Here is a 25,362-nt window from a genome sequence, read left to right as displayed (position 1 = left end):
AGTCAACCAGTAATGAAAATTATTTTTAAACTTCCTTCCTAAAACCCAACTCAACCATTTCATGCTAAGTTACTGTTTTATCAGAAGTTTTAATCTTCATCACCGCCGATGGATGTGCATTCTACAGCATTTCAGAGGGCTTGCAACACCTTTTTCAAAACTCTTGAATCAGGTGTTTATTTTCTAATCCAACAAATTCATAAATTATTGTTTTATTTATGAAAACTATTTTAAGAAAAATGTTCATTATTTTATTTAGAAATATATATTTATCATAAGCCATTGAATTTAATTATTTTAATCTCCTTAAAAACAAGAAAAGCAGAGCCTAAGCCCTGCTTTTCGTATTCACTTTAGTCAAATCAGAATTTCATACTGACGCGTGCCCAGTAGTTTCGGCCGATATTATTAAATTGCTCATCTGAAGCAAAACCAAAACCTGAACTCCCCATTTTATTCAAATGTTCTGTATAAGTCTGGTCGAAGACATTATCGACACCGACTGAAAGATCCACACTCTCATTCACATGATAGGTGCCATTTAAAGACAATGTGCCAAAACCAGCACTCTGTTTATGGTCATAACCAACAATATTGCCTTCATGTTCACTAATACGGTTTTGGCCATCCACCAAACGCCAGTAAGCCCCTAAGGTATAATTCTCCTGGATATAACGCAGATTCACCCGGGCTTCTAAAGGTGCAATTTGCGGCAACGGCGTATGATCTGTCGTGTTTTTACCCCAAGCATACATAGCACTAATATCAGCCTGAATAGCATCGGTAAACTGGTAGCCAATTCCGGCTTCTGCACCAGCAATCGCCGCATCAACATTTCTTGAATCTGCACCATTCATTTTTACCGACTGCATTCCTTCCATGCCACTACCCATATGATGGTCATGACCTGAATTTGCAGTTTCAGGATAAGTCATCAGAATAAAATCCTGAACAATACCAGCATAAGCCGATACCCATGAATTGAAGGCACCATGATGATGTTGATAGCCCAGATCAAGCTGTAAGGTTTTTTCAGTATCTAACTGTTTAAATGTATTTGCAGTTACACCCTGATAATCGGTTTTAAATAATTCCCAATAATCCGGCACACGCTCGACGTATCCCAGACCAATATAGGTTTTACCGCCATCATGCTCTGGATGAGTATTTTCAAAACGGATAAAGGCACTCAGCAAGATTTCCTGACGGCTTTGACCAGTTTTTAAGGCATCAATATCAACCTGATCGACCCGCACACCCGTAACCAGTTTATGGTTGTCATTTAGTTCATGGCTCAACTCACCAAAAGCTCCATAAGACTGGAATTTCATATCTGGCGTGAGCGGCATATTCATATTGGTTGAAGTCATTCCTCCAGCATGCGTATTGCGCTGAGAATCCACACCCGCAATTAACTGGGTTTGATCCCATTCACTTGTTATCGCCATACGGGAATTTAAAGTACGGCGTGTGACCTGCATAGCGGATGGATTGGCTTTCATGCTATGGGTTGCCATGTCATGGATCATCGGTACAGGCCGCAGACTAAAGTTATCCATGATGTGATCGTTATAGTTATAGTTGATCTGTGCCTCAACTTTCCGAATCACATCCGTCAGATTTCTCTTTTCAACACGTAAGCCGAGGCTTTCACGGGCAAACTGTGATCCATCCATATCACGGCCAGCATAAACTGCCTCTCCATCCGCTTTACCACCGGTCAGTTCTACCCAAGTGTCTTCATCCGGCGTCCAGCCCAGTGCCAAATCTGCATTCCAGCGTTCCCAATCTGAAGGTACAGTTTGGCTATCACCATCTTTATAACTGTTTGATACCGAACGATTGGTGTTCAGGCGGATATACTTCTTTTCATCACCAGCAGCAGCTTCAATGTTCTGGTCCAGACGACCAAAAGATCCCATCAGTACACTGGCCTGACCACGATATTTTTTATCCTGATCAAGCTGTTCCGGGCTACGCTCAAAAATGACGGTTGCTGCCGAACCGGTATTGGCATATTGAACCGTTTGCGGGCCTTTAATCACTGAAATACGATCATAACTTTCTGGAGAAATATATGAAGTGGGCGAATCCATCCGGCTTGGACAGGCACCGAGGTTTTCAGTGCCATCAGTCAGGATTTTAATACGTGAACCAAACATGCCACGAAAGGTCACATCGCCATTGGTGCCAGCTCCGCTATTGACCGAACTAAAACCTACAATACTTTGCAGATAATCTGCACCATCGGTTGCTGGCACTGGCTGAATCGGCTGTTTGGGATCAGCACGAACAATCAGACCATTGGCATCATTACCGGCAGTTGAAGTCACCACAATCGGCGCCATGGTTTGTACAGGCATGCTTTCATTGGCCATAACCACTGATGAATAACAGGCAACACAAATCGCAGCCGCAAGGGGCTGTAACAAGAATTTAGGCTGAGCCATTTTCAATCTCACTGAATACATAAATTAAACACGGTCCGAGTCATTCAAGACCCAGGCAAAACAACGTGGATTTATGCAAACAGTGGCGGTGCCCGTCCCTGCGGGATTAAAAAGAGTCGCTGAAGGATAAACCAGACATGCTTAAAGGCTTGTTCAAAAGCCAATAGTCTGACCTGAATTCGATCCAGGACTTCTTTCACTTCAAGCTTAGGCGGCAAAACCAGGTTGCCATAGACAGTACAGTACTGACACTGATGACTGGCATCGTGTTCATGCGCCATGGAGTCTGAGGAAATAGGATGCTGATCAAGGTGATAATGGGCAGAATGTTCAGAATGAACATGAGAGGAAACTAGAAGGGCGCGCGTGATGGTTTCACAGACCGGAGCAACCTGATATTGCTTCGGCAGCAAAGGCTGTAAGAACACAGCCATCTGTAGAAATACCGCCACAAAGGAAAGTAGCAGACCTCCCCGCAGGACCATAGGCAAACCCTTGAATTTGTCTGGGCTAAGTATAACAAAGCCCAATCGAAATTGGGCTTGTTGAAGCATAAAAATTGCTTGGGAAAAGAGTCCTAGCGTTTAACTGCAACTTTTTCTTTATTGCGCTGGCGAACCAGTTTTTCTACTTTTTCACGGGCACGCTGACGTTTCAATGGCGACAGATAATCCACAAAAAGTTTACCATTTAAGTGATCCATTTCATGTTGGATGCACACAGCGAGAAGTCCATCAGCCTCTTGTTCAAAGGGTTGACCATCCAGACCAATTGCCTCGATTTTTACGCGTGACGGACGCTCAACTTTATCGTATATTTGAGGAACTGATAGACAGCCCTCTTCATAAGGCTGTGTTTCTTCAGTCAATGGTGTGATTTTGGGGTTAATGAACACCATGGGTTGATCTTTGTTTTCAGACAGGTCCATCACAATCAGCTGAATATGACGATCAACTTGGGTCGCGGCGAGTCCGATGCCTGGCGCTTCATACATGGTTTCAAACATATCTGCAGCGAGCTGACGAATTTCATCAGTAACTTCTTCGACTGGTTGTGCAATGGTACGAAGACGGGGATCCGGGAAACTTAAAATAGGTAATAAGGCCATACTGCGTCCTCAATTATGCCATTGATCAAAAAACCAAATGAAGGGAATGCTTCATCAAAAAAATGTGTGTAAGATCGTTATTATAACGCAACTACGCACATAATTTTAGGAATTATGATAATGAAAAAGGTTTTGAAGGGCATGCCATTTTTTAGTGCCTTGGGGTTAAAAAATCAAATGCTCGCACTGGCAGTTTGTGTCGGAGTGGGTATGGGGACAATGTATTCAGCCGAGGCAGCTCCTGCCCGCAACGTCAATCCACCTGCTTTAAAAGCCAGTGCACCCAATGTCTACGTGGTCAAAAAAGGCGATACATTGTGGGATATTTCAAAACGTTTCTTAAAAAATCCGGTGCGTTGGCCAGAAATCTGGGCCAGTAACAAGCACGTGAAAAATCCACATTGGATTTTCCCGGGTGACCGCCTGTTGATGTGTGACTATCAGGGCCGTCCAATTATTGGTAAAGACGAAGGTGATGGCTGTGAAGGCATCATCAGTCGTTATATTGGCAGTACTTCACTACAGCCACAGGTTCGCGTTGAATCTTTAAATAATACGATTCCAGTGATTCCATTAGCGCACATCCAGCAATGGCTGGAACGCTATACCATTGTGGCAGCGGATTCAGTTCAGGGTACGCCTTACATTCTCGGCACTGCAGACCAGCGCGTATTGGCAGGTAAAGGCCAGAAGGTCTATGCACGCGGGAATGGTCTGGTGGTTGGCCAGCGTTATGCGGTATATCGTGAAGCAGACCCTTATGTCTTTACCGATGCCAATGGCAAGAAATACACGGCTGCTCTAGAGTTGCAACAGGTTGCTTCCGGAATTGCAGTACGTGGCGAAGGTGATGTCACCACGCTGGAATTAACCGACAGCTACAATGCCGAAGTGCGTCGTGGTGACCGTGTCCTGCCAGAATACGATCCGATGTTGCCTACCCTGTTCTATCCAGTGAATGCAGAGAATACTGTAGCTGGCGGTCAGATTGTGCGTGTACTGGGTTCAATTGGTACCGCTGCGCGTCATAGTGTCGTGACGATTGACCGTGGTACGGCACATGGGGTTCAGACTGGTCATGTCTTCAGCGTAAACCAGAAAGGTGAAGTGGTGACTGATCCGAAAACCAAAGAGCGCGTACAGCTTCCAGGTGAGCGCATTGGCAATCTGATGGTCTTTAAAACTTTTGACCAACTGAGCTATGCTTATGTGCTGGAAAGTGAGTTACCTATCAAGGTGGGTGCCAATATTCAAGCGCCATTGTTAGATGAATAATAGATTGATCTAACTTTACAACTGAAAGAATAAGAAGACACACATATAGGTCTCGATATGCTGAACTCGTTATCACGCGTGCAACTGGAAACACTGACGTTATGGTATCTGGTTCAGCATTCTCTTTCGAGCTTCTATAAAATCAGTCAGCATTATTCAAGTCTGACCACAGCCATACAGCCTGATCAGGTGCCCACCTGGCAGGCGCTTGGCATTCATGCCAATCATATCCAACGCTTGAAAGACTTCTCGCTTCCAGAATCACAACAGAAATTTCAGCGCTGTCTGGAAAAAGTTCAACGAGATAGTGATTTCATCCTGCTCTATCATGATCTGCACTATCCGCAGCAACTCAGCCACTATGTAGACAAACCACCAATTATTTTTGGTCAAGGTCAGCCGGATACATTGCTTCAGGCTCAAATTGCGGTTGTAGGAAGTCGCAAGCCGAGTCCTCACGGCCGGCAAGTAGCTTATGATTTTTCCTTTTATTTGAGTGAACAGGGTTTCTATATTAATAGTGGATTAGCACAAGGCATAGATGAAGCAGCACATCGAGCAGGATTAAAATATCAGGGCACCATTGCAGTGATGGGGACTGGACTGGATCAGACCTACCCTTCTCAACATGCACAATTGCGCCAGGAGATTATTGCGCATGGTGGTGCGGTCATTACCGAGTTTCTGCCAGAGACTCCACCCTTGCAGCATCACTTTCCACGGCGTAACCGGATTGTCAGCGGTTTAAGTCTCGGAGTCATTGTGGCTGAAGCGACCTTAAAAAGCGGTTCCCTGATTACGGCCAAACTGGCTGCCGAACAAGGCAAGACTGTATTTGCCATTCCGGGACATATCTATAGTGAATATCATAAGGGTTGCCATCAGCTGATTCGTGAAGGCGCGATTCTGATTGACCACCCGCAACAGGTGGTTGAAGAACTGGCTCTGGCGACCCAATGGCAGGCCTTACAAAATGAAGTACAGCATGACATGGCGGATGAACTTCCTACACACATACCGCCCCATCTGCTCAGACTTTATAACCAGTTGGACTGGGTTGGACAGGATCTGGATCATCTCAGTCATCATCTGCAACAGGATGTCTCTTCTCTCACCAGTCAATTGATGGAACTAGAGCTACTTGGCTTTTGCACCCAGCAAGCTGGCATGTATCTACGTTGTCGTCCGCATAAATAAGGTTCACAATAGACACTTCTTGTTTTGATAAGGTATACACATGATCACCACCTCTGTTGCCGAAGCAGCTGAATGTCTCAAAGCTGGACAGGTCTTGGCATACCCTACAGAGGCTGTTTGGGGTTTAGGTTGCGACCCCTATAATGAACAGGCATTTCACCAGATTTTAACCTTAAAACAGCGTCCGATTGAAAAAGGCGTGATTTTACTGGCAGCTCATATTTCACAAGTAGAACATTTACTTCAGGATCTAAGTGAAGAAATGCGTGAAAAAGTAATTGAGTCTTGGAGTAATAATCGACCTACAGACCGGGCAACCACCTGGCTACTCCCTGCCAATGACGATATTCCAGGCTGGATTAAAGGCAAACACCCTAAAGTAGCCGTGCGTGTGACCACTCACCCTCTTTGTGTAGCTTTGTGTCAGGCTTTTGGCGGTTTTATTGTTTCAACCAGTGCCAATCCTGCTGGCTTAGAACCTGCACGTTCCCTGCAAGATGCCATGCGTTATTTTGGTCAGGATCTAAATTATCTGAATGGTGATCTGGGACTGAGCCAGAAACCAAGCCGGATTATTGATGCTGTAACAGGTGAAATTATTCGTGACTGAGCCTTTGCTCAGTCATTTTTCTTTTCAAGCCGACTAAAGTTTTAAGACAAAAAAAAGCTCAACCATATAGGGATGGTTGAGCATAAAAAAAGGATGTGTATTATCACATCCAGAGGGTCTGTAAATCTCTGGGAGTTTGATAAATCTAGGTTTTTTCTGATTCATCATTCTCGATGCGGGCATTATGCGAGAAATCCGTCACAACAGCAAATACAATAAAACAATGTATTAATATATTTTTTCTATTAAAAATATTTAAAATTTAATCAAAATTCAAAATATCTTGCTATTTTTGTTTCAGTTTTAAAATGAAGTTAATTTTTAATAATTTATTTTTATATCCATAATCACTAAATTTCAGGAATAATACTGTAAAAATAATGTAATCATTTGTTCAAATATTAAACAAATAAAACTTTAACTCTTTATTTGATCGCTTAAACCTTGGGTTTAGCAGGGTATTGCGCCAATAAAATACCTACTAGAATAATGGCACCACCAATGCTGTGGTAGATCGTCCAGGCTTCAGATAACCATAAATAAGCGATTAACGCCGTAAAGACCGGCATCAGATTCATAAAAATACTGCTGCGGTTTGGGCCAAGTTGTTGTACAGCCATCATCCATAAGAATGGGGCAGCAATAGAAGGAAAAATTCCGGCATAAATAATACTTGCTGCGTTATTACTATTAATAGCATCCAGACCTGAGTACAACACTAAAGGAATGTGATAGAGAACGGCCAAAAAAATCTGCATATACAGACTAACCAATAGCGGAATCTGGATCTGCCATTTTTTGAGCAAAACGCCATAACAAGCATAGAAAAATACCGCAATCAGCATCAGCAGATCACCAATATAACGATCTCCTGCATCGAGTAAATGTGCCCATTGCCCCTGCCCCATCACATACATCAGACCAATAAAAGACAAAATACTGCCAATCACTGCCATTAAGGTGGGGCGAACATGTAAAACAAAGATCCCAACAATAATAGTAAAAATCGGAATAAAGGCATTAATCAGGCCCATATTGGTGGCACTGGTATAATGTGCTGAGGTATAAGCCAGCCCTTGATACAACACCATGCCCAATGCACTTAAGACAGCCAGACACCCCAGATGTGGTCGAATTTCTGGCCAGGCTTTGCGAACCTTAGGCCACATTAACGGCGTTAAAATCAGCAGAGCCAGAACCCAGCGATAAAAACTGATACTTAAGGGAGAAATATAATCCGCCACATAACGGTTAACGGTCATATTCAATGACCAGATCAGGACCGCAGTCAATGGAAGCAGCATGGCCCACCACATTGTTTTTTGCTGCTGCGTCATAACTTCATCCCTGTCTTTATCTATTGTTAATCTATACCCTCTTGGCAAGTACCTAAGCATAATTGATTTTTCAACTAAAATTAATGCTATTTGTAGCCGGCCAGTAAGCATTTCACTGATTCTGACTTGTACTGTATTTAAATACCCGTTAAAACAAATAGCCCTCATTCATTTAATAAAAAGGAAATCCGATGAGCACTTCTGTGTATGACATTCCGGTAAAAACGATTCAAGGAACGGACACGACGCTGAACCAGTATCAAGGCAAAGTCTTACTGCTGGTAAATGTGGCATCAAAATGCGGCCTCACTCCACAATACGAAGGCTTGCAAAAACTCTATGATGATAAAAAAGCCGAAGGACTGGAAATCTTAGGCTTCCCTTCCAATGATTTTCTGGAACAGGAACCTGGAAGTGAAAAGGAAATTCAGGAATTCTGTTCCCTGAACTATCAGGTGGATTTCCCGCTGTTTGCTAAAATTCCGGTCGTGGGTGAAGCTAAACATCCTTTGTATGCTACTTTGACTCAGGCTGTGCCAGAACGTATTGGTGAAGGTCCATGGTGGAAAGATCTGGTCGACTATGGCCTGACTCCAAATGAACCGCCTGAAGTCCTCTGGAACTTTGAAAAATTCCTGGTGAACAAACAGGGGGAAGTCGTTGCACGTTTTGCACCGGATATCACGGCAGATGATTCACGCCTGCTGGATGCAATCAATGCTGAGCTTGCTAAATAAGTCTTTTTAAATAGGTCGGTTGCAACTGATGACCAGTTTAGCCGACCTAGCTCATAGGCATAAACATTGAATTTCATATTTTTTTCACAAACTTATCTAAAATTTATGTTTGCTGAAACCGCCCAGACCCGATAAAACATGAGTCTATTTCCATAACAATTCGAGCAAAATAATATGAGCCAGTCCATTTATGAGATTCCGGTAAAAACCGTCACTGGAGAAAATACGACTCTGTCCGATTATCAAGACAAAGTCCTGCTGATTGTAAATGTCGCATCGAAATGTGGTTTAACCCCACAATATGAAGGACTGCAGAAACTTTATAATGAGAAAAAAACCGAAGGACTGGAAATTCTGGCTTTTCCTGCGAATAACTTTAAAGGTCAGGAACCGGGCACAGACGAGGAAATCCAGCAGTTCTGCAGTCTGAACTACAATGTGGATTTCCCGCTATTCTCCAAGATCTCTGTCGTGGGTGAAGATCAGCATCCTCTTTACCATTATCTGACCCAAGCTCAGCCGCAACGTACAGGCGGCGAAGATTTTGCAGAGCGCCTGAAAAGTTTTAGCAATACGCCAAATGAATTACCAGAAGTGCTGTGGAACTTTGAAAAATTCCTGGTCAACAAGCAAGGTGAAGTGGTCGCGCGTTTTGCACCAAATATTCCAGCAGATGATGCCCGCTTGCGAGATGCGATCAATGCAGAATTGGCTAAATAATTTGTAACAGTAATGTAAGTATCTATTTCAATAATAGATACTTATTATTTATTTTAAAATCAAATATTTATAACCAGATTTACTTAGCTCTAAAATCTCCATGATTTACGCTTAATTTTTATTTTTCTACAACACTTCATTCCATATTTATCAATGAGTTGAGCCTAATATGCAGTTATCCCAAGAGAGATAACGATAGGTTCAAAACATGAAAAACTTAGTAAAAGCAGTCGTATTTTCATTATCTAGTGCACTTGTGGCGACTTCAGCTTTTGCTGCAGCTCCAGAGCATCATTCGCAACATCATCAGCCACAAAAAACGCATGTTCAGCAGCATGCACAGTATAAATCTCCTGCACACGCTCAACAGTATAAACAGGTACATAAAAAAGTAGATCCTTCACACGATTGGCGTGTAGGTCAAAAAGTACCAGCTCAGTTCCAGAGCAAAGTGTATAAGGTAGATCACAGTAAATACAAAAAACTCAGCAAACCCGGCAAGAATCAGCAATGGATCAAAGTAAATGGTGACTATATCCTGACCAATGTGATGAGCCATAATATTATTAAAATTATTGCAGGATAAGTTTTATCCTCCTCGGTGAAAAAGAGTGCTTCGACACTCTTTTTTAATGTCTTAATCATTTGTATTCAAAATATTTGTTATAACTTTGCAACAATCTTTTTTATCTCCACATTTTATTCTTATAGTCATGCATTAGAACCACCTGCACCGAGACCACGATTTCATGTCCAAGATTCTTGTAAATGCTCTTCTTCCTTTTGCCCTATTTAGCTCAGGCATTTTATTAATGGGTTGTGAACAGGCGACCGAAGCACCGGTCGAGCAAGAACAAAGTACGCTTTCTACTGATCTTGAACCTGTACAGCAAAGTGATCGCACGACGACTGCGCAAACAGAGCTGAAGTCTGGCAATATGTTTTATATGGTGCGTGATGTGGCTGATCTGCAATTCAAGGCGGGCAGTTATGTTGAACAGTTAAAACAGACTCAAACTGATCTGCAAACTGCGGTAGATACTAAAGATACCCAGCAACTGCAAGCTACAGCAGGCAAGTTACAACAACAGTTGACAGGCTTTAATCAGGCCTTAAGTGAACTGAATTTAAAAAGTCAGGAAATTGATCAGGTACGTAACAATATCATGAGTGCCAATCAACAGGTTCTGGCTTCTCCTTTACTGAATGGCCAAGTCGATTTCAGCCAGGTTGATTTAAAGAAAATTGAAAGCCAGATGGTCAGTGTGCAAGCTGAAATGCTTAAACTGGCAGGCATGCTGATTCAAAATTCAGATAAAGACGCTTCATCAGAAGCTGAAATAGAAAACACCTGATTTACGATTATATTTCGTTCAAAAAGAAGCCACTGTTTAAGTGGCTTCTTTATTTTAGAAATTAAATATTATTTTTTTGGGCTTTTTACGACAACCAGACGTTTCTGCACAAATTCTTTGAAACCATCAATTGAAAGTTCATGACCATAACCTGAATTTTTGATTCCGCCAAATGGCAGCTCTGGCGCAGTATCGGTATACCAGTTGATCCAGATCATGCCGGTTTCTACACGTGAAGCCAGCTTTTTCGCCCGCTCAATATTTTGTGAATGAATCACGCCTCCGAGACCATAATTGGAATCATTGGCAATCGATACAATTTCATCTTCATCTTTTGCGACATAGATCTGTGCCACAGGACCAAAGAATTCTTCATACCAGGCCGGATTATCACGGCTGATATTTTCCAGAATAGTTGGCTGATAGAAATTACCTTCATGCTCATAAGGCTTACCACCAGTCACGACTTTCGCGCCATTCTCTACTGCCTTATCAACCTGCTTGGTCAGTTTTTCCAACGCATCTGCTGAGGACAGTGGGCCAAGTGTAGTTTCAGAATCCAACGGATCACCAATTTTTAAGCCTTCAAAGACCTTGATCATGCCCGCTTTAAATTGTTCCGCAATTTTCTCATGCAGGATAAAACGTTTAGCTGCTGTACAGACCTGCCCCGTGTTATTAACGCGTGCCTGACAGCCGATTTTGATCGCTTTTTCCAGATCAGCATCATCCAGCACAATAAATACATCATTACCGCCTAATTCTAGTGTCGATTTGGTGACATGTTTCCCAGCTTGCCCTGCTACTGCACGCCCTGCGCCTTCTGAACCTGTGAGAGCAACGCCTTGTACACGCGGATCCGCGATAATATCTGCGACCTGATCGCTACTGATAAACAGATTAGTCCACACACCTTTCGGCGCGCCTGCATCCAGAATCAACTGTTCAAAGGCTTCAGCACATTGCGGAACAATGCTGGCGTGCTTGGCTACCACAGGGTTACCAATCGCGCAGTTTGGGGCAAAGACACGCATCAACTGATAAAAAGGAAAGTTCCAGGGTTCTACTGCCATGATGATGCCTAAGGGATGATGCTCTACCCATGCTTCTCCTAGTTCCGTTTCATAAGAAACTGGCGCTAAAAACTCTTTGGCATGATCTGCATAATACTCAGCAATTTTGGCACAGCTTTCGATCTCACCTTCACTCTGCTTGATGAGTTTACCCATATCCAGTGTCATGATTTCAGCCAGTTCTGACTTGCGTTCCCGCATATTTTTTGCCAGTTTGCTAAGTACCTCAATCCGGGTATCTACTTGTTGAGTCCAATCCGACTTCAGGATTTTTTCTGCGGTATCCAAGGCATTTTGGATATCTTGATCAGTGTGTGACGGATAATCTTTTAATTTCTGGTTGTTAAAGGGGTTAATGGATTGATAACTCATAATTAGATCCCTGCTTGGCCAATTCAATTTTTATAAATGGATAACAACGTGATTTGCGTCGTGACAGAGGTAGTAGAACCGTGAAACTTTTTATTGAATAAATCTGAAAAACTTAAAGACGCCATATCAACTTAGCATTGTTTTCTTCTGACTATGACTTTGCTTACAGATTGGTTCAAAAGATTACGCAGCGCAGGTAAAAGTTATATCGAGTGGTACAAATTAGAGCTATATAGTTTTCTTAAAATAATTATTCATAAGGCTAAAATCTGGTAACTTTTTTCAAAATAGTTTTTATATAAAAAAACCACCCTTTCGGGTGGTTTTTTCAATCTTAAACCAGCAATTACATTGCACGGTTTTTGATTTTGCGGATCGTTTCCAGCTGAGCAGCAGTTTCTGCAAGAGCAGCCAAAGCAGCAGCAGAGTCCAAATCGCTCTTTTGATTTGCTAGCAATTGTTCAGCGTGTTTACGCGCTTCAATAATTGCAGCTTCATCCAAGTTTTCTGCACGGACTGCTGTATCAGCAAGAACCGTAACAACATGCGGTTGAACTTCTAGAACACCACCAGATACATAGATTAATTCTTCTGTACCGTTTTCCAAAATAACGCGGATCGCGCCAGGTTGGAGCAAAGTTACCAGCGGAGCGTGACCAGGCATAATACCTAACTCACCGCCAGCACCTTTAGCAATTAGCATAGTTACAGTGCCTGAGTACAAAGACTCTTGAACACTTACAACGTCACATTGCATAGTCGCCATGAGAATCTCCTAAATTAGGGAACTAATTAAAGTTTCTCAGCTTTAGCAATCACTTCGTCAATACCACCAACCATGTAGAACGCTTGTTCTGGGATGTGATCGTATTCACCAGCTAGAAGACCTTTAAAGCCACGAATCGTTTCTTTAAGCGGTACAAGTTTACCAGGAGCACCAGTAAACACTTCAGCTACGTGGAACGGTTGAGAGAAGAAACGTTGGATCTTACGTGCACGGTATACAGTAAGTTTGTCTTCTTCTGACAATTCGTCCATACCAAGAATTGCGATAATGTCTTTCAATTCTTTATAACGTTGAAGAACGTTTTGAACTGAACGAGCGATTTCGTAATGCTCAGTACCAACTACAAGTGGATCTAGCTGACGTGAAGTAGAGTCAAGTGGATCAATCGCAGGGTAAATACCTTGAGAAGCGATGTCACGGCTCAATACAACAGTTGCGTCCAAGTGAGCGAACGTAGTTGCAGGCGATGGATCTGTTAAGTCATCGGCAGGTACGTATACCGCTTGGATTGACGTAATAGAACCAGACTTAGTAGATGTAATACGTTCTTGAAGAACACCCATCTCTTCTGCAAGAGTCGGTTGGTAACCTACTGCAGATGGCATACGGCCTAGAAGTGCTGATACTTCAGTACCCGCTAGTGTATAACGATAGATGTTGTCGACGAACAATAGTACGTCACGGCCTTTACCGTTTTCGTCTTTTTGATCACGGAAGTACTCAGCCATAGTCAAACCAGTCAACGCTACGCGTAAACGGTTACCTGGTGGCTCGTTCATCTGACCGTAGACCATTGCTACTTTGTCAAGAACGTTAGAGTCTTTCATTTCGTGATAGAAGTCATTACCTTCACGAGTACGTTCACCAACACCAGCAAACACAGATAAACCTGAGTGCGCTTTCGCGATGTTGTTGATCAACTCCATCATGTTTACAGTTTTACCAACACCGGCACCACCGAACAGACCAACTTTACCACCTTTCGCGAACGGGCATAGTAAGTCGATGACTTTAATACCAGTTTCTAGAAGGTCAGTAGAAGCCGCTTGTTCTGCATAAGAAGGCGCTTGACGGTGAATTGGTAAACGCTCTTCAGTCGCAACAGGACCAGCTTCGTCGATCGGGCGACCAAGAACGTCCATGATACGGCCAAGAGTCGCTGTACCTACTGGTACAGAGATCGGAGCGTTAGTGTTAGTTACGTTCAAACCACGCTTAAGGCCTTCAGTAGAACCCATTGCAATAGTACGAACTACGCCATCACCAAGTTGTTGCTGAACTTCTAATGTAGTTTCAGTACCGTCAACTTGGAGAGCGTCATAGATCTTAGGAACGCTGTTACGTTCAAACTCGACGTCGATAACCGCGCCGATGATCTGAATGATACGACCGCTACTCATTGCTGTCTCCTCAATTCAAACTAATATATGTTAAACGGCAGCGGCACCACCAACGATCTCAGAAATTTCCTGAGTAATCGCGGCTTGACGCAGCTTGTTATAAATAAGTTGCAGGTTCTTGATCAATTCACCCGCGTTATCAGTTGCAGCTTTCATTGCAACCATACGAGCAGACTGCTCACACGCGATGTTTTCGATCACACCTTGATACACCACAGACTCGATGTAACGAACCAACAAGCCATTTAAAAGCTCTTCAGCTTCAGGCTCGTAGATGTAATCCCAACCGTATTGACGGTTAAGCGTCTTGTCTTCTTCAGCAGCTGCCAAAGGAACAAGCTGTTCGATCTTTTGGTTTTGAGTCATGGCGTTGACAAAGCCGTTAGAAACCAGATAAATACGATCTAATTCGCCTTTATCATAAGCGTCTAACATCACCTGTACAGAACCAGATAACTGTTCAAGACTTGGAGTGTCGCCCACTTGAGTGGTCGCACCAAGCACTTTACCGCCGTAGTTTTTAAAAAACGAAACCGCTTTTTGACCAATCAAAGCAAATTGAACTTCAATTGACTGCTCTTGTTGCTGTTGAACGTGTTTTACCACTTTCTTGAACAGGTTAATGTTCAAACCACCAGCAAGGCCACGATCTGAAGACACAATGATATAGCCAACGCGCTTAACAGGACGTTCAACCATATAACGGTGTTTATATTCAGGATTCGCTTGTACCAAATGAGCAATTACACGGTGCATATTTTCGGCATACGGACGGCCTTGTGCCATGCGCTCTTGCGCACGACGCATCTTAGAAGCTGCTACCATCTGCATCGCGCGAGTAATTTTCTGCGTGCTTTTGATACTAGCTACTTTGGCGCGAATTTCTTTTAAATTTGCCATACGCTTAACCTAGTATTCGAAGGCCCTTACGAGCCCTCGAAGGTTGATTCCGTGAACCAAACCAACACCAATCTAGCAAGTTGCTAAATTAGTAAGTTTGAGTCGCTTTGAATTTTTCAATACCAGCTTTGAATTCAGCTTCGATATCTTTATCCCAAGCACCAGTCTCGTCAATTTTTTGCATTAACGCAGCGTGTTCTGAACGGAAGTAAGCAATTAACGCAGCGTCAAAGTCTACGATTTTCTTCACTTCTACGTCAGCCATGTAGCCTTCGTTAGATGCATAAACTGATACAGCTTGGTCAGCGATTGAGTATGGAGCATATTGTTTTTGCTTCATAAGCTCAGTTACGCGTTGACCGTGTTCAAGCTGTTTACGAGTTGCTTCGTCAAGGTCAGAAGCGAACTGAGCAAACGCTGCCAATTCACGGTACTGTGCAAGTGCAGTACGGATACCACCAGACAATTTCTTGATGACTTTAGTCTGCGCAGAACCACCAACACGAGATACAGAGATACCCGCGTTCACAGCAGGACGGATACCCGCGTTGAACAATGATGTTTCAAGGAAGATCTGACCGTCAGTAATCGAAATTACGTTGGTTGGTACGAATGCAGATACGTCACCGGCTTGAGTTTCAATAATCGGCAATGCAGTTAATGAACCAGTTTGGCCTTTAACTTCACCGTTAGTGAATTTCTCAACGTAGTCAGCAGATACACGAGAAGCACGTTCAAGTAGACGTGAATGTAGATAGAACACGTCACCTGGATAAGCTTCACGACCTGGTGGACGACGAAGAAGCAATGAAATTTGACGGTAAGCAACAGCTTGTTTAGACAAGTCATCATAGATGATCAGAGCGTCTTCACCGCGGTCACGGAAGTATTCACCCATTGTACAGCCAGAGTATGGAGCCAAGAACAGCATTGCTGCTGGATCGGCTGCAGCTGCTGCTACAACAGTTGTATACGCCATAGCGCCAGTTTCTTCCAGCTTACGTACTACGTTTGCAATAGTTGATTGTTTTTGACCAACTGCAACGTAGATACATTTAATGCCAGAGTTTTTCTGAGCGATGATCGCGTCGATCGCCATAGCTGTTTTACCAGTCTGACGGTCACCAATGATCAACTCACGTTGACCACGGCCTACTGGGATCATTGTATCTACTGATTTATAACCAGTTTGTACAGGTTGATCCACTGATTGACGCCAAATTACCCCTGGTGCTACTTTTTCAACAGCATCAGAAAGTTTTGCATCAATAGGGCCTTTACCATCAATCGGGTTACCCAAAGCATCTACGACACGGCCAAGAAGTTCAGGACCAACCGGAACTTCTAATACACGACCTGTACAACGAGCTTTTTGACCTTCTTGAAGGCTTAAGTAGTTACCTAAAACAACGACGCCCACTGAATCCTGTTCTAGGTTCAGTGCCATACCGTATAAGCCGCCGTCGAATTCGATCATTTCACCGTACATTGCATCAGCAAGGCCGTGAATGCGCACAATACCGTCGGATACCATAACAATGGTACCTTCGTTTTTAGCGGTCGCGCTGGTGTCCAGATCGCCGATACGCTGTTTAATGAGCGCACTGATCTCGGATGGATTCAGTTGTTGCATTGCGCTATACCTCAATCTTTTTAAAGTTCAGTCTTCTTATATGCAATTAAGCTAGAAGACGAGTACGCATTTTTTCAAGCTTGTTAAGCGCAGAATCATCTATCACTTGGTCGCCTGCACGAATAACCACACCCGCAATTAACGCTGGGTTCACTTCTACAGAAACATTTACTGCCGCAGCGAAACGTTTTTCTAACGCTTGAGCAAGAAGTTGTTCTTGTACAGAAGTCAATGGGAATGCTGATTCAATTACAACATCCACAGTATTGTTATTCTGTGATTTGAGCTGTTCATATTCTGCAGCGATTTCAGGAAGCAAAGCCAAACGTGCGTTTTCAGCAAGCATAGTCAAAAAGTTTGACACTGCAGGCGTTTGGTCTTCGCCTAAAACTTTAGCAAAAAGTGCCACCTGCTCAGCAGGTGTCAACTCAGGGCGATTTAGATAAGCTGAAAATGCTTCGTCTTGCACCGCAGCACTGAGCAATTCAAGTGCAGTTGACCAAGAGTCAGCTGTACCTTGCTCAGAAGCGTAAGCAAATGCTGCTTTAGCGTAAGGGCGTGCCAACGTCAAGAGTTCAGCCATAATCCGCCTCTCTTAAAGTTTAGCAGCCAGCTGAGTCAGCATGGCATTGTGAGCTTCTGCGTCAACTTGCTGGCTAAGAATTTTCTCAGCACCAGCAACTGCAAGAGCAGCCACTTGTTGACGTAATTCTTCGCGAGCAGCATTGATTTCAGTATCAACAGCTTCTTTAGCTTGTTGACGAATACGCTCACCTTCAGCTGACGCTTGGGTACGAGCTTCTTCGACCAATTGCGCTGCACGACGGTTCGCTTGTTCGATCAATTGAGCCGCTTGTGCTTTTGCCGCGTCCAGTTCAGCTTTCACTTGTGCTTGCGCATCTGCAAGGTCAGCCTTCGCTTTTTCAGCAGCGTTTAAGCCATCAGCGATTTTACGCTGACGTTCACTAATCGCATTGATTAGTGGTGGCCATACAAACTTCATGCAGAATGCGACGAAAATCGCAAACGCAATCGCTTGGCCAAACAATGTGAGGTTGATATTCATTGCAAATTCCTCAAATAGTGAATTTCGGAATTAAGCTGATTAACCTACAAATGGATTAGCGAAGATGAAGAACAAGCCAATACCAACACCGATCATAGGCACAGCATCAAGAAGACCCGCGATTAAGAACATACGAGTTTGAAGTTGTGGAGCCAATTCTGGTTGACGAGCTACAGCTTCAAGGAAACGGCCGCCTAGAAGACCAAAACCAATCGCAGTACCTAAAGCACCGAAAGCGATCAAGATAGCAGATGCAATTGCAACTAGACCTAAAGTGAGTTCCATGATAATTCCTCAGAGGTTAGGTTTATACCAAATTAAGTTAAAAAATTGTGCCCAACCATCCCGTGACAGTTAGGCAATACCATTAATGCTTTTCGCTTGCCATGCTCAAGTATACGATAGTCAGCATCATGAAAATGAATGCTTGTAGCGTAATAACAAGAATGTGGAAGATCGCCCAAGGCACAGATAACGCCCACTGGATCCAGAACGGTAATAACGCGATAAGAATGAAGATTAACTCACCCGCATACATGTTACCGAATAGTCGTAGAGCCAATGAAACTGGACGTGCAAGGAAGGTTACCAATTCCAGAATCAAGTTCACTGGAATAAGGATCGCTTTTGCAACTGGGTTACTTGGGTTAAATGGGTTAAGTGCTAGTTCACCAACGAAGCCGCCAACACCTTTTTCACGGATGCTGTAGAACAAGATAAGTGCAAATACAGACAATGACATACCAAGGGTAATGTTAGGGTCAGTAGATGGAACGATCTTGAAGTATACGTGGTGTGGATCAATACCAAACAGGCCACCAATCACGTGTTGAGCGACATAAGGAATCCAGTCAACCGGGATAAGGTCCATCAAGTTCATGAGGAAAATCCACACGAAGATGGTTAGCGCTAGTGGAGCGATCAAACGCGATTTACCATGGAAGGTATCGCGTACACTTGAGTCAACAAACTCGATAATCATTTCGATTGCAGACTGGAACTTGGTAGGAACACCAGAGTTTGCAGCTTTCGCTACGAGCCAGAATAACAAGCAGAAAATGATACCAAGGCCGATTGACCAACCCATTGAATCCAAGTGAATAGCAGTGAACCCCATCTGTTGAGCTTCAGCACCGTTCTCGGCCAATTTCCATGTACCGTCTGGCATTTTGCCATAGGTCATATTGGTCAAGTGATGCTTGATATACTCGGTCGAAGTAAGGGCATGTTCTTCAGCAGCCATAAATCACACCTGGTCAATGTCAAAAAACTATAGAACAAACGAATATCGCGTGCTGCTTGATATCTCGCCTGCTCCTAAAAAAACTTTTCAATTTTTTGTTGTGTTTAAACTCGTTTTTGTAGACGTGACACCCAAAAAGGAGCGACCCACGACATGGCTTGAACGAGCATAAAACCACAAAACAACGCAACCGGGGATAACGGCTTGACATTGCTTAAAATTAAAATGAAACCAACAATCACAATTGCAAACTTGCCCATCAAGCCTTTATACATGTTCGAAAGAACCTGCTTAGATGCCCGGGCTCCTGCCGCTCTAAATGATTGCCATGAAAAATAACAACTCGCAAGCCAGCAGACGAACGCCCCCAAAGCGGCACTCAAGGCTACGGTTGAGTCTTTCACGACCCAGCCAATCAAGGCTGAAACAGGAATCATTAATGCTTGTAAGAGGACTAAAGCTTTCGCTAATCGTCGGTCAATCAAGCGACTAGTTCGGCTCATTATTTATTCACTCACAGCAAGCATGCTTGACAAGTTTAGCTGATGATTATTTTTAATCGCAGGCATTATAGAGTTACACCCCTGAACATGCAATCTTTTCCCGACCTTAGTCGTGTTTTTTTCAACAGATCAAATGCTGGCAAACTAATCAAAACTTGATTATTTTTAAATCATTGATGGGCATTTAACACACATTTACGGGTTTGCTCGGCCAATTTCTGCCAGGCTTGGATAAAGTCCCCTGCCCCACTCATGCTTTCATCGACACTCTGGAATACAATCGGTTTCAGTTTTCGGTACTGATTTTCACCAGCATGCGCTTCTGCAAGCAGACACATTTTGCTCTGCACACGACTGTCTTGCAGAAACTTGATCTGCGCCACGGTTGGTGACACATGTGGATCATCAGTCAAAGCTCCCATAAACTTCAGATTCAATGGGCGTTCCAGATATTGATAGGCATCATGATAGGACCAATAAGGTTTGGCTTTACTTGTAGAACTATAACGCTGTGCAGTCAAAAACATGGTTTGGGCAAATTCACGCGCATTTTTCCAATAGGCTTCCCGATGCTCAGGCAGCTGCTGAGAACGTAGGGCTGCAATAAAGAAACCGATACGTACTGCATTATTTGGATCAAGCCAAACATGGGTATCGACAGTATCTTTTAAGGCTTGCCCACGTGGATTACGCATTGGCAAAGTGGTCAGAATACCCGAATCTAAAATCGCGATACTTTTATTGTTATTGTTCAACACTTTTGCCAACGGTGCTTCATGTGCCTGCCCTAACCAGATCACCAGGCCGGCATCCTGAATCGTTTTACGGTGTGCCGGGGTCAGGCTGACATCATGACCGCTTTGATTGGCCAATAATAAAGTCGGCTGTTCCACGCCTTGAGTAATGGTCTTGGCAATCAGATAAATCGGCTGCGTTGAAACCACCAAACTTTGCGACCAGCTAAGGGTACTGAACAAAGCCAGACTACACAGGGCAAGGAAACGGAACATGAAGAGAAATCACTATATAAGGACAAATTTAATAGTGTTATAATATAACAAAATCACAAAAATACCTATGCCCAATCGAAACTCTGGGCGCTTCATGTTAAGATTTGAAATCTTTTAATTTTCAGTTTCGCACCTGAGGTGAACTATGGGTTCATGTTCGCACGAACACCACAATGCATTGCACGGCGTACACGACCATCCAAATGTCGCGCAACGTCTGGCCGAAGCAGAGAGTCTTTGTGCGGCAAGTGGCGCACGCCTCACTCCTTTACGCAAAGAGGTACTGGAACTGATTCTGAATGCAAGCGGCCCGATGGGTGCGTATGACCTGCTGGCACAAATGAAAAATGCCAGCGACCGTCCCGCTGCCCCACCGACCGTGTACCGTACACTCGACTTTTTATTAGAAAAAGGCTTTATTCACCGCCTGACCTCTATTAATGCCTATATTCCCTGCTGCCATCCGCGTGAAGGTCATCAGGCGGCATTCTTGATTTGTACTGAATGTAAAGCCGTAAAAGAAGCATCTGCACAAGGTTTATTAGAACAACTGGATGCCTTGGCGGCTTCAGACGATTTTAGTGCACACCACAGCATTATCGAAATTTCAGGAATCTGTCAGCAGTGTCGCAACAAAGCTTGAATGCATCACCCTTGATCCAGCTTTGCAAGATCTGGGTCAATATTGATGATCGTGACATTTTAAAGGCTATTGATTTCTCGCTACAGGAGAAAGAGATTGTTGCGCTGATTGGTCCGAACGGTGCCGGTAAGTCGACCTTAATAAAGGTCATGCTTGGGATCGTCAAACCGAAATCCGGTGAAATCAAAACGGCGCGTAAGCTGAAATTTTCTTATGTGCCACAAAAATTCAATCCGTCACATAGTCTGCCGCTACGGGTTAAAGATCTGCTGGCACTAGAAAAATGCCCTTCAGCTATTAAAGCTGAAATCATTCGGGATACTGGCATTGCCAAGCTGGAAAATTCCAAAGTTCAACAGCTTTCTGGCGGTGAACGTCAACGTGTGTTGTTGGCTCGTGCCTTATTACGTCAGCCGGATATTCTAGTACTGGATGAACCGATGCAGGGTCTAGATATTCAGTCTGAGGCTGAACTGTATGAATATGTGCGTAGCCTGCCGGAAAAATATGGCTGTGCCATTTTAATGGTCTCGCATGACCTGCAATGGGTGATGCAAGGCACGCATCGCGTGGTTTGTCTGAATAAGCATATCTGTTGTAGCGGCCTGCCAGAAAGTGTGCAGCAGCATCCAGAATATCAGGCCATCTTCGGTACTAACCGGGTATTCTACCAGCATCATCATGATCACTGTGCGCATGGTGACTCCGCGGCACCTTGTCAGCACGATTCACGTCCCCACATTCACCCCGAGCCGGAAGCTTAAGCCATGATGGATTGGTTATCTCTCCTATTACCTGCATGGATTATGGGAACACTCTTGGTGTTCCTGACCGCACCACTCGGCTGTCTGATGCTGTGGCGCCGTATGTCTTTCTTTGCAGATACCATGGCACATGGTACTTTGCTCGGTGTTGCAATTGCTGGTGCGATGAGCCTGCCACTCTGGATGGGTGTCAGCTTTATTGCAGTCTTATTGGTCGCTGTACTTTGGGTACTGTATGACCCGCGTTTGCCGAATGATGCATTGTTGGCACTCTGTTCCGCCACCCTGCTCTGTTCAGGCCTGTTATTCATTCAGCATTTACCGAGTTTAAGACCGGAACTGCTTAGCTATTTATTTGGTGATCTACTCACCATTTCATGGACAGATCTTCCTACTTTTGCCGTCGTGATTATCTTGGCTTTGGCCGTTCTTTATAAAAGCTGGCAGGCGCAAATCCAAATTGCAATTGATCCTGATATGGCGATCAGTGAAGGCGTAAATGCAAAACTGCAGCGTCTGATCTTCATGTTGTTATTGGCACTGTTTACTGTTCTAGCATTGCGTGCGGTCGGTTCTCTTTTGATGGGCGCATTGCTGGTGATTCCAGCACTCACTGCTCGACTACTGGCAAATTCTCCTCGTCAAATGGTGATCTGGGCTTTTGTGATTGCACAAATTGGTGTGACAGTCGGGCTCTGGTCAAGTGCAGGTCTGAATACGTCAACAGGTCTGACCATTGTGCTGACCATGTCAGTGTTGTTTGCCGTTATTTTTATCCTACAGAAGTTTAAAAAACTGGCTTAAGACATGGCAGGTAAATTTTATCTAATTAGTGCCTGCTTGCTCGGACACAAGGTTCGTTATGATGGTCGCGACCGTCTGGTAAAAGAGTTGGTCGATTATTTATTGCCGGATCAATATGTCACGATTTGCCCTGAAGTCAGTGGTGGTTTGCCTATACCTCGACCCGCAGCAGAGATTCAATCTGGCGATGGTCGAGAGGTGCTGCTGTACCAAGCTCATGTTATAGATATAAATGGTACAGATGTTTCCAATGCCTTTATCAAAGGCGCCTATGCCGCTTTAGATCTTGCCCAAAGATTTCAAGCGACACATGCCATCCTCAAAGCCCATAGCCCTTCTTGTAGCAGCAAGCTGATTTATGATGGTTCATTTACTGGAAATAAAATTCAAGGTGATGGGGTCACAGCAGCATTACTTAAACAGCATGGTATGGAGGTCATGACTGAAGATGAATTTTTACAGATGATTCTTTAAGAGATCGTTAAATTTCCTCTCCTTTAAGGAGAGGTTTCCCTACTGATGCACCAAACTCAATAAAAACGCAGCTCCAGCGAACAAGCTGGCAAAAGTTCGATTCATGACTTTCTGCTGTTTTGGCGATTTCAGAAGACGCAGAACCTTGGCAGCCAGACCGGTATAACCTGCCATCACAATCAGATCAATCGTTACCATAGTCGCGGCCATAATCACATACTGAATCCATTGCGGTTTAGATAAGTCCAGAAATTGCGGTAATACTGCCAGCAAAAATACAATTGCCTTGGGATTACTCATATTGACCAGAAAACCGTGAATGACGAGTTTCCCAGCTGATTTTCGTGCGAGTTCATGTTTAATTTCAATCGACTGCGCTGGTGCTTTCCACTGCAAAAAGGCCAGATACAATAAATAGGCAACCCCAAACCATTTCACTGCAAGAAATGCCCAAGGTGTAGTCGCAAACAATACCCCTGCCCCGGCAGCCACAATGGCAATTTGAACCAATAGGGCGAGTTGCAGGCCGAGCGCATTCCAGTATCCATGTCGAAAGCCATAATTCAGTCCGCTCGACATTGAAGCAATAGCACCCGCACCTGGGGAAATACTGATCACCCAACAGGCTAACATATAAGCAAACCAGACTTGATAGGACATAGAGATTTAACTCATTCAAATTCAGGATCTAATTATATGACTTTTCCAATATTTTCAGCCAAAAAAATTGCTTAAACATCAGACTGCATACTATTCACTCTATAGCGCTTCAGGCACAATAGCAGGATTGGATACAGAAAATTTATTACAGGAGCCATGAATGACAGCCCAATCTGTAATTTTGCCATTACCTTCAGATCATGCTCGCTTTATTGTTTTACGTCTGAAAAATCTCAGTATCGAAGATTTTAAGGAACGATTAAAACAGCTATTTACGACACGCGATCGCCTGATTACCCAACATCCGAATGCGCAAATTAAATCGGCTGTCGCTTTTGGTCCTGAACTCTGGTCAAAATTGTATGAACAGGCACCTGCTGGTTTTAAACAATTAGAGCCAATTCAAGGTTCATTTAATATGCCTGTGGTTCCCGCTGATGTACTGATTCATATTGCCAGTGCGCGTGCTGATATCTGTTTCGCCTTGAGTCAGTCTTTCTTTGAAGGTATTCGCGATCAGGTTGAAGTACTAGATGAGCGTGTTTGCTTCCGTTACTTTGATGGCCGTGATATTACCGGTTTCATTGATGGGACTGAAAATCCGCAATTCCCGGATGATCGAGCTGAAGTGGCTTTACTTGGTGAAGATACGGGCATTTTCCAGGATGGTTCATTCATTTTTGCACAGCGTTATGCGCATAACCTGGATAAATGGAAAAAACTCAAAGTCGATGCTCAAGAACAAGTGATGGGTCGTACCAAACTTGAATCGATTGAGCTCGAGGATGAAGTAAAACCTGCCAATGCGCATATCGCTCGTACTGTCGTTGAAGATGAGGAAGGCGAGGAAATGGAAATTCTACGTCACTCTCTACCTTATGGAGATGGTCGTGGTGACCAAGGTCTATTCTTCATTGCTTATACCAAAGACCTGAAAATCATTGATACCATGTTAGTGCGTATGTTTGGTACATCAGGCGATGGGATCCATGACCGCTTGCTACACTTCGTGACTCCAATGGATGGTGCGTATTACTTTGCACCGAGTAAGGAGTTACTGGAAGAGGTTTTGGAAGGGTAAAATTTATAAGGTCGGTGATTGCTACATTCTCCATAATGTAGCAATCTAAAAAATTATTTTTTAAGAAAATTTCTATAATTAATATTTTCACACCCTAGAGTAAATGTTAAGCACTTTAAATCTGAATCTAAAATCAATTTATAGTCATTAATTTTCCTGT

28 protein-coding genes are annotated in these 25,362 nt (G+C 43.6%); 12 read left to right on the top strand and 16 right to left on the bottom strand.

Annotation, left to right across the window (positions count from 1 at the left end; genetic code table 11):
* Window positions 1-362: 362 nt before the first annotated feature.
* The 3 genes from FTV25_RS14325 to def form a co-directional block, all read right to left on the bottom strand.
* Window positions 363-2,450, bottom strand: coding sequence for a TonB-dependent copper receptor (locus tag FTV25_RS14325; RefSeq protein WP_180004310.1), 2,088 nt, complete (start codon window positions 2,448-2,450; stop codon window positions 363-365).
* 71 nt (window positions 2,451-2,521) lie between these two features.
* Complete coding sequence (locus tag FTV25_RS14320; RefSeq protein ID WP_180004311.1) at window positions 2,522-2,935, bottom strand: DUF2946 family protein; 414 nt, start codon at window positions 2,933-2,935, stop codon at window positions 2,522-2,524.
* A 92-nt stretch (window positions 2,936-3,027) separates the two neighbouring features.
* On the bottom strand, window positions 3,028-3,558 hold the full coding sequence (def, locus tag FTV25_RS14315; protein WP_004780730.1) for a peptide deformylase: 531 nt from the start codon (window positions 3,556-3,558) through the stop codon (window positions 3,028-3,030).
* Window positions 3,559-3,678: 120 nt separating this feature from the next.
* Here def and FTV25_RS14310 point away from each other — a divergent pair, with 120 nt between their 5' ends.
* Genes FTV25_RS14310 through FTV25_RS14300 form a run of 3 tightly spaced genes read left to right on the top strand, consistent with a single transcriptional unit; the run spans window position 3,679 to window position 6,640 of the window.
* Window positions 3,679-4,833 carry a LysM peptidoglycan-binding domain-containing protein gene (locus tag FTV25_RS14310; protein ID WP_180004313.1) on the top strand — a complete coding sequence of 385 codons (1,155 nt, stop codon included), beginning with the start codon at window positions 3,679-3,681 and terminating at the stop codon, window positions 4,831-4,833.
* Between the two features lie 57 nt (window positions 4,834-4,890).
* The gene (gene dprA, locus FTV25_RS14305) at window positions 4,891-6,030 is read left to right on the top strand and encodes a DNA-processing protein DprA (RefSeq protein WP_180009813.1); all 1,140 of its coding nucleotides are present in this window, start codon (window positions 4,891-4,893) and stop codon (window positions 6,028-6,030) included.
* A gap of 40 nt (window positions 6,031-6,070) precedes the next feature.
* Window positions 6,071-6,640, top strand: coding sequence for an L-threonylcarbamoyladenylate synthase (locus FTV25_RS14300; protein ID WP_180004329.1), 570 nt, complete (start codon window positions 6,071-6,073; stop codon window positions 6,638-6,640).
* A gap of 437 nt (window positions 6,641-7,077) precedes the next feature.
* Here FTV25_RS14300 and FTV25_RS14295 read toward each other — a convergent pair whose 3' ends face one another.
* Window positions 7,078-7,977 (bottom strand): DMT family transporter, encoded by a 900-nt coding sequence (locus FTV25_RS14295; RefSeq protein ID WP_180004331.1) that lies wholly within the window; start codon window positions 7,975-7,977, stop codon window positions 7,078-7,080.
* Between the two features lie 191 nt (window positions 7,978-8,168).
* Here FTV25_RS14295 and FTV25_RS14290 point away from each other — a divergent pair, with 191 nt between their 5' ends.
* From FTV25_RS14290 to FTV25_RS14275, 4 genes are all read left to right on the top strand, one after another.
* Entirely contained in the window at window positions 8,169-8,714 is a 546-nt protein-coding gene (locus FTV25_RS14290; protein WP_104426931.1) for a glutathione peroxidase, read from the top strand.
* 174 nt (window positions 8,715-8,888) lie between these two features.
* Entirely contained in the window at window positions 8,889-9,434 is a 546-nt protein-coding gene (locus tag FTV25_RS14285; RefSeq protein WP_180004333.1) for a glutathione peroxidase, read from the top strand.
* 208 nt (window positions 9,435-9,642) lie between these two features.
* Window positions 9,643-10,020 (top strand): RcnB family protein, encoded by a 378-nt coding sequence (locus FTV25_RS14280; protein ID WP_180004335.1) that lies wholly within the window; start codon window positions 9,643-9,645, stop codon window positions 10,018-10,020.
* 163 nt (window positions 10,021-10,183) lie between these two features.
* Window positions 10,184-10,789: a hypothetical protein gene (locus tag FTV25_RS14275; protein ID WP_180004337.1), complete on the top strand. Its 606-nt coding sequence runs from the start codon at window positions 10,184-10,186 to the stop codon at window positions 10,787-10,789.
* Window positions 10,790-10,857: 68 nt separating this feature from the next.
* On the opposite strand, the gene FTV25_RS14270 is transcribed toward FTV25_RS14275, so the two are convergent.
* From FTV25_RS14270 to FTV25_RS14220, 11 genes are all read right to left on the bottom strand, one after another.
* Window positions 10,858-12,234, bottom strand: a complete 1,377-nt coding sequence (locus FTV25_RS14270; protein ID WP_180004339.1) for an NAD-dependent succinate-semialdehyde dehydrogenase — start codon at window positions 12,232-12,234, stop codon at window positions 10,858-10,860.
* A gap of 346 nt (window positions 12,235-12,580) precedes the next feature.
* Window positions 12,581-13,000: a F0F1 ATP synthase subunit epsilon gene (locus tag FTV25_RS14265; protein WP_004780711.1), complete on the bottom strand. Its 420-nt coding sequence runs from the start codon at window positions 12,998-13,000 to the stop codon at window positions 12,581-12,583.
* A gap of 26 nt (window positions 13,001-13,026) precedes the next feature.
* Window positions 13,027-14,421, bottom strand: a complete 1,395-nt coding sequence (atpD, locus tag FTV25_RS14260) for a F0F1 ATP synthase subunit beta (RefSeq protein ID WP_004780710.1) — start codon at window positions 14,419-14,421, stop codon at window positions 13,027-13,029.
* Window positions 14,422-14,451: 30 nt separating this feature from the next.
* Window positions 14,452-15,321 (bottom strand): F0F1 ATP synthase subunit gamma, encoded by an 870-nt coding sequence (gene atpG, locus FTV25_RS14255; RefSeq protein WP_004780708.1) that lies wholly within the window; start codon window positions 15,319-15,321, stop codon window positions 14,452-14,454.
* Window positions 15,322-15,409: 88 nt separating this feature from the next.
* Window positions 15,410-16,954: a F0F1 ATP synthase subunit alpha gene (atpA, locus tag FTV25_RS14250; protein WP_004780707.1), complete on the bottom strand. Its 1,545-nt coding sequence runs from the start codon at window positions 16,952-16,954 to the stop codon at window positions 15,410-15,412.
* Between the two features lie 46 nt (window positions 16,955-17,000).
* Entirely contained in the window at window positions 17,001-17,537 is a 537-nt protein-coding gene (locus FTV25_RS14245) for a F0F1 ATP synthase subunit delta (protein WP_180004341.1), read from the bottom strand.
* A 12-nt stretch (window positions 17,538-17,549) separates the two neighbouring features.
* Window positions 17,550-18,020 carry a F0F1 ATP synthase subunit B gene (locus FTV25_RS14240; RefSeq protein WP_004780703.1) on the bottom strand — a complete coding sequence of 157 codons (471 nt, stop codon included), beginning with the start codon at window positions 18,018-18,020 and terminating at the stop codon, window positions 17,550-17,552.
* Between the two features lie 39 nt (window positions 18,021-18,059).
* Entirely contained in the window at window positions 18,060-18,305 is a 246-nt protein-coding gene (gene atpE, locus FTV25_RS14235; RefSeq protein WP_000424060.1) for a F0F1 ATP synthase subunit C, read from the bottom strand.
* Between the two features lie 82 nt (window positions 18,306-18,387).
* Window positions 18,388-19,263, bottom strand: a complete 876-nt coding sequence (atpB, locus tag FTV25_RS14230; RefSeq protein WP_004780701.1) for a F0F1 ATP synthase subunit A — start codon at window positions 19,261-19,263, stop codon at window positions 18,388-18,390.
* Between the two features lie 104 nt (window positions 19,264-19,367).
* The gene (locus FTV25_RS14225) at window positions 19,368-19,766 is read right to left on the bottom strand and encodes an ATP synthase subunit I (RefSeq protein ID WP_166139355.1); all 399 of its coding nucleotides are present in this window, start codon (window positions 19,764-19,766) and stop codon (window positions 19,368-19,370) included.
* 170 nt (window positions 19,767-19,936) lie between these two features.
* Window positions 19,937-20,776, bottom strand: a complete 840-nt coding sequence (locus tag FTV25_RS14220) for a metal ABC transporter solute-binding protein, Zn/Mn family (RefSeq protein WP_180004349.1) — start codon at window positions 20,774-20,776, stop codon at window positions 19,937-19,939.
* Between the two features lie 145 nt (window positions 20,777-20,921).
* On the opposite strand from FTV25_RS14220, the gene FTV25_RS14215 reads away from it, so the two are divergent.
* Genes FTV25_RS14215 through FTV25_RS14200 form a run of 4 tightly spaced genes read left to right on the top strand, consistent with a single transcriptional unit; the run spans window position 20,922 to window position 23,461 of the window.
* A complete protein-coding gene (locus FTV25_RS14215) occupies window positions 20,922-21,419 on the top strand; it encodes a transcriptional repressor (RefSeq protein WP_005233384.1) in 498 nt (165 codons plus the stop codon).
* Window positions 21,401-22,183: a zinc ABC transporter ATP-binding protein ZnuC gene (gene znuC, locus FTV25_RS14210; protein WP_180004351.1), complete on the top strand. Its 783-nt coding sequence runs from the start codon at window positions 21,401-21,403 to the stop codon at window positions 22,181-22,183. The genes FTV25_RS14215 and znuC overlap by 19 nt, the downstream gene beginning before the upstream one ends.
* Before the next feature lie 3 nt (window positions 22,184-22,186).
* Window positions 22,187-22,987 (top strand): zinc ABC transporter permease subunit ZnuB, encoded by an 801-nt coding sequence (gene znuB / locus FTV25_RS14205; protein WP_180004353.1) that lies wholly within the window; start codon window positions 22,187-22,189, stop codon window positions 22,985-22,987.
* A 3-nt stretch (window positions 22,988-22,990) separates the two neighbouring features.
* Window positions 22,991-23,461 (top strand): DUF523 domain-containing protein, encoded by a 471-nt coding sequence (locus FTV25_RS14200; protein WP_180004354.1) that lies wholly within the window; start codon window positions 22,991-22,993, stop codon window positions 23,459-23,461.
* Between the two features lie 39 nt (window positions 23,462-23,500).
* Here FTV25_RS14200 and FTV25_RS14195 read toward each other — a convergent pair whose 3' ends face one another.
* The gene (locus FTV25_RS14195; RefSeq protein ID WP_125279444.1) at window positions 23,501-24,121 is read right to left on the bottom strand and encodes a LysE family transporter; all 621 of its coding nucleotides are present in this window, start codon (window positions 24,119-24,121) and stop codon (window positions 23,501-23,503) included.
* A 160-nt stretch (window positions 24,122-24,281) separates the two neighbouring features.
* Between FTV25_RS14195 and FTV25_RS14190 the strand changes: the two genes are divergently transcribed.
* Complete coding sequence (locus FTV25_RS14190; protein WP_180004356.1) at window positions 24,282-25,202, top strand: Dyp-type peroxidase; 921 nt, start codon at window positions 24,282-24,284, stop codon at window positions 25,200-25,202.
* Window positions 25,203-25,362 lie beyond the last annotated feature (160 nt).

Source organism: Acinetobacter sp. YH12249, from assembly GCF_013417475.1.
Taxonomy (GTDB): domain Bacteria; phylum Pseudomonadota; class Gammaproteobacteria; order Pseudomonadales; family Moraxellaceae; genus Acinetobacter.
The sequence above is the reverse complement of the archived record's forward strand: the minus strand, read 5'-3'. Positions and strand labels throughout refer to the sequence as shown.